The following is a 9933-nucleotide window of genomic DNA, read 5'->3' as shown; positions in this document are numbered from 1 at the left end:
CATTTACCACCGCCCGCGACACCCTCGCCAGGGCTACCCGTCACCCCAGTCCAGCGGCGGTAACGTCGACGGGGCCTCGATATCCCGTCGAGGAAGTTCGCCTCACTACCGCTTCGGCCCCGGATCCGGGACTGTGGATCTAACGGTGTTTGCGGCCTGACGCGCTGAACGATGTTCAGTGGGAAGGTGCCGTGATGACGACACTTGGTGCCGTGGCGAGGGAGAAGGCCGAGGCGTCGGCCGAACAGCTGGCAGCGGCGGAGTTGGTGCGGATGGCCAAGGAACAGGGCTTGTCCCTGACCGGGCCGAACGGGCTGCTCAAACAGTTCACCAAGACCGTCCTCGAGACGGCGTTGAACGAGGAGATGACCGAACACCTGGGCTTCGAGCCGAACCAGGCGCCAGCCGAGCGGGACTCGGCGGACGTGCGCAACGGGACCAGGCCCAAGACGGCCTGAGGGCCTGCTGCGCGCCTGCAACTCGGGCCGCGGCGGGCAATGCCAGCGCGTCCCACACTTCGACCGGCTCCACCGCGTCCACCCATCCGGAAGCCGCGACACGCCCGATACCAGTCACTCGGCATCGCGTCTGCACCAGACCGACCTGAAACCCGCCGGCACATGCCGAAGTGCGCTGAATCTCGGCGGTCCGACCCTTCGAGATCCTGGGCAACGCCGAGGATCTGCCGATCACCGAGCACGCGACCGATACCCACGGGGATATTGGTCAACTTCGCGTTGTCCGACCTGCTCGGCATGCAGCTCTCGCCTCGTATCCGGGACCTGGGCAACGATCACCTTTTCACCGCTGTAATTCACAGGCGTGCTCGTCACGGGCGGGCCCGCAAAAAACACACACCGACCAGATGGGTAGCCCGATTTAGGTTGTCGTGCAGCGAGCACGACTCCGGTACAACGGCGTCATCGGAGCCCCTGCCTTCGATGATGGCGTCGGTAGGCCGGCAAGGGAGCCTGTCGTGCAGGCGGGATTCTGCCAACGCTAACGAGCCACAAACCCCTGAAACTGGTTCTATGATGACTGCACTACTACCTCTTGCCTACGGGTACCTGCGCGATGACCTGATCAACGACGGCGACCGCAACAAGGGCGAGGACATGTTGCGGGCTGCGGCCACATCGCTGGGCTACGAGCTGGCCACCGTGTGCCATGAACCGCCACCGCAGAGCGGACTGCTTCCACCGGCGTTCGTCGACCTGATCCAGGAATGCCGCCGCGCCGCTGCGCACCTGGTGATCACCGTGCAGGGGCACCTGTCGAACATGTCGATCTCCCGGATGATTTTGCAGGAGATCCTGCACGCACGCATCGAGGCCATCGTCCACGAAATCGGGCACTGAACGGGGCGTGAGGACGTGAGGAGCAGTGGCGCGTAATCCAGCGGTGGCGCAAAGACGACCTGGGTGTTTGCCGCCGGGCGAGCCTTCGAAGTCGTCTGTACCCCGCATAGTTCCAGAGTCGACCCACTGTCGACCCAGTCGAAACACCAGGTCGCTATCCGCGCTATCGCCCATAGCGAGTAACTATCTGCCATAACGCGCTACCGCCCGATTTCTCAACGATGTTCCCCGACCCCATTCCGCACTGCCGGTCGACCTGCGGAAATCACGGTCTACGGCGCCCGGCTCATCGGCCGTCCGCAGATCCCGCCAGGCGTCGCTGAGTAAGTGGCACAGGCGTATGACAACGCGGGCACGGTAACAGCTTTCGGACGATCCGGTGTAGGAACCAAGATCATCTCCGGTGTTGCCGTGCCCGCCCACGACAACACGCTCGAACCCGCAGGTCAAACCCTCACATCACGACTTTGTCGGCCCCCTGGGTCGGCGGGTGGTTTCGGTTCGGACCTGGTCGATGAGGGCTTTGGGGATGTGCCCGATGATGTCCTCGCGTGAGGTGATGGCCAGTTTCTGTAAGACCGCCGCGATTTGCGTATCGATGGTTCGGGTGGATTTGCCTCGGCGGGCGGCGATGGCAGGGTTGGTCCACCCGGCCGCAGCCAGGACAGCGACCAGCTGCTCGGCCCCGGTCAGCTGGCGCCACAGCGACCCGGTGGCCTTGTCCGATGGGGTGTGGAGGGACAGGGTGCCCAGGGCGAGCCGTTGCAACTCGCCCAGTTCGGGACGCAGCCGCGTTCCTCGGGCTTCTTCCGCAGCGAAGACGTCGGGTCCGAGTATCCGGCGGGCGACGGCGACGGCCTTGGCGGATTCGTCGGCGAAGGGCCCCATCTCTTCGATAGGCATCCCGAGCCTGCCTCGCTGTGTTCTGCTACCGCCGGCGAGTCGAGCGATTTCGGTGGCCAGTGCGACGAGCGCGTCGCGGTCGGGGTTTTCGGCCGTGAGCGAGTCGGTAATGAGCTGTGCCAACGACCAGGTCCGAAATCGTACTGGATACACAGAGCTGAACTGATCACGGATGGACAGTTGATATGCCAGTATCCGCCGTTGAACAGCCAACGCTTCGGTGGGGTTGCCGTGTTTGGTCAAGGTGATCGTCCAGACCAGCTCCGCCCAGGAGATCAACCACCCCGCTCCGGAGGCCCTGGCACGGTCGAGGTTGCCCCGCGCGAACTCGTAGGCCTGTTGTCGGGTGCCGAGCAGGCTGGCGGCGGTGGCCGCGAACATGTCGCTCATTGCCTCGCCGGCGCCGTTGCCGAGCCGATGAAACTTCTCGCGCGCTCGGTTCAGGACGGTGATGGCTCGGACATCGCTGTGAGCAAAAAGTAGTTCGGTGCCCCATGCCAATTCGACAGGAGCGGGCAGGCCGATATCGGTCTGGGCCGTGTTACGCCAGTCGGCTCTGGCATGCGGGTCGGGTAGGCAGGCAGCGACACAGTCCTCGAGCATCTGCTCAGCGACCGCGCCCTCGCTCATGATCAGACTCAGCCATACGAGCCAACCCACCGTCTCGACCTGGAGTTGGGTGGGTTGCGGGGTCAGCGCACGGCTGGCCTGCAGGCAGCGTTCGGTCCAGCGCCGCATCTCCCGAAACGAACCCTTGACGAAGGGCACTCGTAGGGCGAGCAGCCCGGCACAGATTTCCAAGCCGACCGCGGCCTCGCCCGGTGTGGTGATGCTTGTGTCGATGGCGACCAGGATGTTGTCCCAGGAGGCCCGGGCCCAGTCCATCAGGTCTTGTTCGGCTGGGCTGACACAGGTGGCCGCCGCATGGGCGACCTTGTCGCGGTAGTAGCGGCGGTGACGCCCGGCCAACCGTGATGGCTCGTCCACTCCGCCGGTGGAGCGTTGGCACAGTCGTTGCTGGGCGAATATCTGCAGGCTTTCCAACAGCGAGTACCGCACCGTGGTCGGCGTGATATGTGCCGTCACCAGTGATCGATCGATAAGACGATTGAGCAGGCCCTGGATCTCCTCACTCGATAAACTCTCCCCCTCGCTGCCGTGCCGGGCGAGTTCGTCGTCGGCGCAAACGTTTTCGATAGCCTCCAGGTCTGCTCCCACCTCGAGGACCGCACCGTTGTCTGCGGAGTGGGTGTCGTATCCGGCCGCGAATACCGACATCCGTCCGAACAGCTGGCGTTCCTTGCCGGTGCACAGCTCATAGGACCAGGCGATGACGTCGGTGACCCTCCGATGGCGTGGGTCGCCCCCCACACCAGGGCCGGGTGACCATCGCAGGCGTGTGTCGTCGGCGCGGCCGCTCAAGCCCTGCAGGATCATCGCCAACGGTTGATAGACCAGTCGCGCCGCGGCCAACCGGATATACAGCGGATGGTTGTCCACATGTTGGCAGATCATGGCGGCGGTGGCGGTTTGGTCGGTACCGGTGACGGGGTGGCCGGTGAGTTCGGCGCGTTGCCGGAACAAGGCCAAGGCCTGTTCCCGCGTCAACGAGGGCACCACAATCTGGTATTCGTCGATCCACCCGATCGCCTCGCGACTGGTCGCCAAAATGGTCAACCCCGGTACCGCTTCCAGCAACTCCGCTGTCAGCTGGCCGACACCAGTGAGGACATGCTCACAGTTGTCCAGCACCAGTACCGCCTGTGGGTTCCGGCCTCGCGCGTCCGTGCCGGTGAAAGTGTCCACGAGCAGATCCCGCGCCGATCGCTCGGAAAAATCGACCTCCACCACCGACCGGGCGATCTCCTCCTCTATCGCAGCCCTGCCCGAGCCCTTGGCCAGCCGCGCCAACCGCGCCCAATACACCGGTGTGCTCATAGCTTTCTGGAACCGACGCACGGCTTCGGCGGCCAACCGTGTTTTGCCGATCCCGCCCGGGCCGGTGAGGGTGATCAACCGCGCCGGACCAAGGAGGAGGATGCTGATTTTTTCCAGCTCGCGGTCTCGGCCGACGAAGCTGGCGGCATCAGCAAGCAAAACCCCCGCGCGTTCTCGACTCCTGTCGCCCATACCGCATAATTATAGAACCCGCAAGAAACGGCTGTCGCAAGCCGCTGCGCGGTAGGACAAGCCCACCCTTCACCGAACCCCGAACACGAGGTAGCCCACGGGCAGATCGACCACCCGCCCGGGTAGTTAGTGTTTTCGCTGGTGGCGCAAGCGGTTTGAGGATTTCAGGCATAGGGTAACGGAGCTCGTTGGTTCAGGTAGTCGACCAAGACAGCCTGTTGCCGAGGAGTTCCGTTGCCGTTTCATTCTCCCCTGATCGCGCCGGTGGGTGGCTCCTCGTGGAGCTTCTCGCCGCGCGAGCGCGGGTGTGCGCGCCCGGGTGGCCGCCGGGCTCGCCTCCGGGAGCTGGAATTGGATCACAACCGCATCGCTCCACGCGATCGTGCAGCAGCCGATGCCTGCCGCGTTGGCGGCGATCACCCGGTCGGTGACCGTGGCCGCGGGCCGGTTCGCTGCCGGTCATCTGGGCGAGTTGACCGTGGTGGTGCCCTTCGAGCTTGTCGACGCGGTCATCGAGGAAACCCGGTCGGTGCAGCGCCGGTTGCGTGATCTCCCGTCTCGGGTCGGGGTCTATTTCCTGCTGGCGATGTGCTTGTTCCCCGAGGTGGGTTATCGGGCGGCCTGGGACAAACTCACTGCCTCGTTGACCGGGATACCCTTGCCCGCCCCGACCGCGAAAGCGTTGCGGACTTGCGCCGTCGGGTGGGGGTCGCGCCGAAGCGGATGTTGTTCGATGTGCTGGCCGGGCCGTTGGCACAGCCGTCGACTCCGGGGGTTCGGTTCAGGCGGTATCGGATGGTGTCCTTCGATGGCTGCACCTCCCAGAAAGTGCCCGCCACCGCTCGGAACCGGGCCTGGCTGCGTGCCACCGCCCATTACGCCTACCCGATGCTGGAATTGATGACGCTGGTGGAGACCGGAACCCGCGCGGTGATCGGGGCAGTGTTCGGACCCACCGAGCTGGGCGAGACCGGCTACGCCTGCAAGTTGCTGCATCTACTGCGCCCGGACATGCTGGTGTTGTGGGATCGGCCCAGGCCTCTACAGCGCCACCGCCTGGTCACCCGAAACCCTTGCATGAAAGCGAAAACACTAACTACCCGGCCTTGCACGGTCCCCCCGGTGAATGGAGACTCAATCCATGCCCACCAACTGTCGAACTTGGGATTTACGCTCTCGCCGCCTGACGGAATTGAGCAGCAGAATCATCAAAGATTGAATTGACGCGGGGAGACTAGGCTCGTGAATATGCTTACCAGCCCTTGGGAAGGCGCCGGAAATTTGCCGGCATTCTCGAACGTGTTCGTCGGCCGCGAGGCCGAAATCGAAAAGATCAGTACTCTACTTCTGGGCTCGGCACGGTTGATCACTCTGACCGGTTCGGGCGGGATCGGGAAAACCCGTCTGGCAGCCGAGGTGGCCCGCCGCTTCGGCAAACCCCGACACACATCGGTGTACTGCGTACGGCTGGCACTACTGTCCGCAGCCGCGGATGCGGCGGCGGTGGAACTCGAGATCGCGCGATCGGTCCTCGACACCGACTTCTCGAGCCGGTCGGCCCGGGACGAACTGATCGACAAACTGACCTGCGCCGACGAGTCGGGACGTGCTCCGCGGACCGTATTGGTGCTGGACAACTGCGAACACGTACTCGCGGCTGCGAGCCAGCTCATTGCCGAGTTGCTGGACGCGGCACCGGGGCTAAGTATTCTCGCGACCAGCCGTGAGCCCATCGGATGGGTGGACGAACATCTTTTCACGGTTCCCCCGTTGACCCAGCAACAGGCCCTGACCCTGTTCCGGGTGCGCGCCGAACTCGCGGGCCGCCCCCTCACCGATACCGGCCAGATCGCGATGGCCGACCTGGTGTGCCGCCATGTGCACAACAACCCGCTGTTCATCCGCCTGGCGGCCGCGCGACTGTTGTACCAGCCTCTGGCGATTATCCTGCGGGAACTCAGCGGCGAAGCCACCGACAAACGCATGCAATGGACGCACGGGCCCAGAGCCGGTGCCGACCCCCGCCATCGGGGAGTCGGCGACGTCATCGCCTGGTCCTATAGCCTGTGCACGGACAAGGAACGCGTGCTGCTGGACCGCATGTCGGTATTCGCCGCCGGATACGACACCAACCCCGCCGACGAGTCCGTCCTCGAGGTGGGAGCCGACCTGGAGGCTATCGAAGCCGTGTGCGCCGATCCCCCTGCCTCCGGGCAGTCGGGAGAATCCGCGGATCGCGGCGACGCGGAGGTCGGCGTGGCGAGAGAGGAGATCGAGGGTCTGCTTGAGCGTCTGGTGGATCAATCGCTGGTGACCGCGCACATCACACCGGCCACGGTGCGGTATTCCCTGCTGGAAAGTATCCGCGTCTTCGCCCGACAACAACTGCGATCACGCTCCACCAACGAGACGGACGAACCGGCGCGACTGGCCAAGAGACACCGCGAATACTACCGAGACAAGGTCGCTCTGGCGCAGGCCGATTGGTTCGGCCCCCGGGAGCATGACCTGGTGAATTGGGGTCGCGCGGCGTGGGACAACATCCTGGTCGCCATCGACACAAGCATCACCACACCGGGCGAGGCCGCGCTCGGCTTGGAGATCTCGCTAAGTCTGATCACCATGCGCGTGATCATCTTTCGAGCCTCTCTGCGGGAAATGCGCCAACGGACAGAACGCGCTCTGACAGCGACACGCGCCCTGAGTCCGCAGCCCGTCGAACTCCAGATAACAGCCATGGCTCTCATCGGATGGCAGATATTGTCTCAGGGCGAGCAGGAGGACGCCGAACGAATGCTCGAGGCGTGTGTCGATGTCTGTATCCGCGACCCAAAGACCAGACAAACCTGGCGGCAGACCGCGGCCGCCTCCGATCTACCCGCGCCCGTCGCCTTTTTGTGGGGCGCCGAGCTGATGCTGGTGCACCGCGACCCGAGGGCCATCGCGGTGTTGGCATCCGCTCGCGAAAGGTTCGGCGAACTCGGCTCTCGCGCCGGCGCGGCGATGAGTGCACAGATAGAGGCGTTTGCCGCGAGTTTCCTCGGCTCGAAAGAGCAGGCGCTGGATGTCACGCGACGTCATCTCGATCACGCCACCACTTCCGGAGCACACGAGACAAAATCCTGGGCTGAGTTGCAGTGGGCGATCGCACTGACCAAGCACGGCGATCCCACCCAAGCCTTGGCCATCGAGCGGACCGCACTGGCGCACCAACTGGAAGCTGGCGACCATTGGGGTTCGGCGGTGGCGGTGCATGTTCGGAGTTGGTCACTGGCGCAGATCATCACGGACCTGATCACGGCGGGAAGCACCGACCGAGCCAGACTTCGCGCACTCGCCGAGGAAACCGCTCAGCTGGTCGGAGGAGCCAGGACCCTGCGCATGAGCCTGGGTGCCGAGATCGGGAACATGGGGCCCTTCGGGGATGAAACGGCCAGAGCAATCGACGTGGCGCGTGGTGTGCTGGGCCCCGAGGGGTTCGCTGCGGCCGAAAGGCAGGGCTCGTTGCTGCGTCCCGAATCGAACGAGGTGCAGCGGCTGGCACTGGGCACGTTGTCGTTCCGTAAGGTAGCGGTGGATCATCCAGCCCGCAAAACGATCCCGTCACATTGGGACGAGTTGTCGGAGGCCGAGCAAGAGGTCGCGATCCTGGCAGCCGCAGGGTGGACAAACGCCGCGATAGCGTTTTGTCGGCGAAACTCCTCCAGGACGGTCGACGCGCAGATCGCCGCGGTCTTCCGGAAACTGATGATCACCTCACGCAGGGACATCATCAAACTCGTGCCGCGACACCGGATCGACAGGGTCCGCGCGGAGGCGAAGAGACGGCCCAACCCCACCCGTGCACGACGAGAATCCCCACAGCCACATCGGTAGACTCTTGGCCAACTGCCGCTGTGAGCGTCCGGGCATGCCAGTGGGTGCAGAGCCGTGCGCGCCCGCGGCCACTAAGGTGATCGTTGCCCAGGTCCCGGATACGAGGCGAGAGCTGCATGCCGAGCAGGTCGAACAACGCGAAGTTGACCAATATCCCCGTGGGTATCGGTCGCGTGCTCGGTGATCGGCAGATCCTCGGCGTTGCCGCGCCACTACTCGACCGGGCGGCTGACCGGGGCGCAAGCCCGGACCGTGAACACATGGCGCCAACAGCTGACCCGTACAGATCCGAAGTGGAGCACGCCCAACCAACGGCCGCCGACCAGTAGTTCCGACTGCATCGCCGCCGCGGTGACCGGCCTGCTGGACACGGCGCGACCGGAACACCTCGAGCTGGTCCGCTACGCCGACCGAATGCGCGAGCAGCAGCGCGCCAACCGCGCGGGCACGTTCCCCGCCGGATCGGTCGTGTCGTTCTATCTGCCCCCGTCCTAGCAGACGACTATAAGGATGCTGCGATGCCGGAGCGGGGACATCGGCTCGAATGGTCACCCCGGGCACCGACAGGAACCACGGTTCGGCGCCGGTCTGTCTAGTCGGTGCCCGCCCGGTTCAGTCACTGGTCGGGCGGGGGCGCAGCGTCACCAGCGCGACGGTGCACAGGATCGCCAGCGCGACCATCGCGGTGATCATCAGCACGTTCTTGAGGGTGGACTCTCTGGTGACGGCGGGAAGGGTGATCGCCGGGATCACCGATCCGACCGCGCACATCAGCAAGCTGGCCTGGAAGACCTGCACCTCTCGACGGCGCAGGAGGCGAGAAAGAACCATCACGGCGACGCTGGGAAACCAGATCCCCGCCCCGATCCAGAACAGAGTGGTCATGTAAGTCCCCTGCCTTGTCTGTCGTGCATGTCTGCTGGCGGCGGCTACTTCGACCGGGACTGGCCGGCCTCTGCCGCCGCGTCACGACCGTTTCCGGGGACCTCCGGGTCGTTGCTTTCCGAGGAATCCTCGGGCGCACCGGCCCGGTGCTGCTTCCACCACGGGGTCTCCTCGGGGCTGTCGCTGCTCGCGGGCTGGGCATCCGCGATCGCGGCACTGTGGGCGAGTCTGGCCACCCGTTCGGCTGATTCGCGGATATGGATGTCGCGGATCGACGCCTCGATTCGTGCGGGGATGATCACCGCGAGCATGACGTACCCGCACACGCAGCACACCAGGCACGCCGGCGCGACGGAGACGACGGCCGTGATCTCGCCGGTGGACAGCTCGGTCGGGCGGCGGGAGATGACCGAGACATTCCCTGCGACGCTGACCAGCGCTGCGGACACCAGTAGCAACTGGTAGACCAGGGCCAGCGGCTTGATCCGCTCGTGAGGCATCCGCGCCAGCATGGCGTAGGTGTAGGCGATCTGGGCGACGCTGAGGCCGACCACCACCGGCCACAACCAGGCCAGGCCCTCGGGAACTCCCGCCAGCCGCGCCAACGTGCTGGTGAAGGAGAACGACGCGATGCTCGCGGCGAGGACCAGCACCGCGGACAGGCCACTGAGCATCCACGGCATGGTGAACAGGACAGGGCGGGGGTAACGGTCCATCCGGGCTTCTCCTACTGGGTCGAACACCGGCATACAGACACTGCCCCAACAGAATACGATCACCC

8 protein-coding genes and 3 pseudogenes are annotated in these 9933 nt (G+C 64.9%); 7 read left to right on the top strand and 4 right to left on the bottom strand.

Going from position 1 to position 9933, the window contains the following annotated elements; translation table 11 throughout:
- Window positions 1-191: 191 nt before the first annotated feature.
- The 3 genes and pseudogenes from GVY64_RS35945 to GVY64_RS35940 all read left to right on the top strand — a co-directional run.
- Window positions 192-452 (top strand): annotated as a pseudogene (locus GVY64_RS35945) (transposase); the annotation flags it as partial.
- Between the two features lie 206 nt (window positions 453-658).
- Window positions 659-795 (top strand): annotated as a pseudogene (locus GVY64_RS39365) (Tn3 family transposase); the annotation flags it as partial.
- Between the two features lie 236 nt (window positions 796-1031).
- Window positions 1032-1358, top strand: coding sequence for a hypothetical protein (locus GVY64_RS35940; protein WP_159851022.1), 327 nt, complete (start codon window positions 1032-1034; stop codon window positions 1356-1358).
- 459 nt (window positions 1359-1817) lie between these two features.
- Here the strand turns inward: GVY64_RS35940 and GVY64_RS35935 are convergent, their stop codons facing one another.
- On the bottom strand, window positions 1818-4391 hold the full coding sequence (locus tag GVY64_RS35935; protein WP_159851020.1) for an ATP-binding protein: 2574 nt from the start codon (window positions 4389-4391) through the stop codon (window positions 1818-1820).
- A 394-nt stretch (window positions 4392-4785) separates the two neighbouring features.
- Between GVY64_RS35935 and GVY64_RS35930 the strand changes: the two genes are divergently transcribed.
- From GVY64_RS35930 to GVY64_RS35920, 3 genes are read left to right on the top strand one after another with little or no spacing between them, the layout of a single operon-like run.
- Complete coding sequence (locus GVY64_RS35930) at window positions 4786-5292, top strand: transposase domain-containing protein (RefSeq protein WP_159851018.1); 507 nt, start codon at window positions 4786-4788, stop codon at window positions 5290-5292.
- A complete protein-coding gene (locus tag GVY64_RS39360) occupies window positions 5280-5615 on the top strand; it encodes a hypothetical protein (protein WP_159851017.1) in 336 nt (111 codons plus the stop codon). Before GVY64_RS35930 ends, GVY64_RS39360 begins: the two co-directional genes overlap by 13 nt.
- Window positions 5616-5639: 24 nt before the next feature.
- Window positions 5640-8267 carry an AAA family ATPase gene (locus GVY64_RS35920; protein WP_236567522.1) on the top strand — a complete coding sequence of 876 codons (2628 nt, stop codon included), beginning with the start codon at window positions 5640-5642 and terminating at the stop codon, window positions 8265-8267.
- 85 nt (window positions 8268-8352) lie between these two features.
- Here GVY64_RS35920 and GVY64_RS39355 read toward each other — a convergent pair.
- A pseudogene (locus GVY64_RS39355) lies at window positions 8353-8473 on the bottom strand (Tn3 family transposase); the annotation flags it as partial.
- A gap of 46 nt (window positions 8474-8519) precedes the next feature.
- Between GVY64_RS39355 and GVY64_RS35915 the strand changes: the two are divergent.
- Complete coding sequence (locus GVY64_RS35915) at window positions 8520-8762, top strand: hypothetical protein (RefSeq protein WP_159851015.1); 243 nt, start codon at window positions 8520-8522, stop codon at window positions 8760-8762.
- A 117-nt stretch (window positions 8763-8879) separates the two neighbouring features.
- Here the strand turns inward: GVY64_RS35915 and GVY64_RS35910 are convergent, their stop codons facing one another.
- Window positions 8880-9152, bottom strand: coding sequence for a hypothetical protein (locus GVY64_RS35910; RefSeq protein WP_159851014.1), 273 nt, complete (start codon window positions 9150-9152; stop codon window positions 8880-8882).
- Between the two features lie 44 nt (window positions 9153-9196).
- Window positions 9197-9868: a hypothetical protein gene (locus GVY64_RS35905; RefSeq protein WP_159851013.1), complete on the bottom strand. Its 672-nt coding sequence runs from the start codon at window positions 9866-9868 to the stop codon at window positions 9197-9199.
- Window positions 9869-9933 lie beyond the last annotated feature (65 nt).

The sequence above is a fragment of the Nocardia sp. CY41 genome (assembly GCF_009829325.1).
Lineage (GTDB): Bacteria > Actinomycetota > Actinomycetes > Mycobacteriales > Mycobacteriaceae > Nocardia.
The sequence above is the reverse complement of the archived record's forward strand: the minus strand, read 5'-3'. Positions and strand labels throughout refer to the sequence as shown.